Genomic DNA, 420 nt, shown 5'->3' with positions numbered 1-420 from the left:
CGGCCGTGTTCAGCTACGCCCCCGAGGACCCCACCCAGGTCAAGACCATCACCCACAGCCATTCCAGCTGGCCCGCGTCCATCACCCTCGACTATGACGCGTGCGGCCGCGTGATCGCTGACTCCCTGGGCCGCCAACTGACCTGGGACGCCCAGGACCGCCTCACCCGCGTCCAGTACAACGGCCAAACCTGCGATTACCGCTACGACCCCAGCGGCAACCTCACCGACCGCATCCTCGGCACCACCCTCACCCGCAGCTTCTACAGCGGCGGCCTGCTCACCCACGAACAGACTGGCAGCGATGTGCTCCAACGCGTCGGCGATGCCAGCACCTTGTTCGCCCTCAACCGCATCACCGCAGACGTGCGCACCGTCACCCTGCTCGGCTGCGATGCCCAGGGCAGCGTGCGCCTGGAAG

General features: G+C 67.6%; 1 protein-coding gene. It reads left to right on the top strand.

Annotated elements, in window-relative coordinates:
- Positions 1 to 420, top strand: a 420-nt coding sequence (locus HU736_RS21680) for a hypothetical protein (RefSeq protein WP_217862405.1), incomplete at both ends; no start/stop codon positions are given.

Source organism: Pseudomonas shirazensis (assembly GCF_014268785.2).
In the GTDB taxonomy this organism is placed as follows: domain Bacteria; phylum Pseudomonadota; class Gammaproteobacteria; order Pseudomonadales; family Pseudomonadaceae; genus Aquipseudomonas; species Aquipseudomonas shirazensis.
This window is presented reverse-complemented; position numbering and strand designations above follow the sequence as displayed.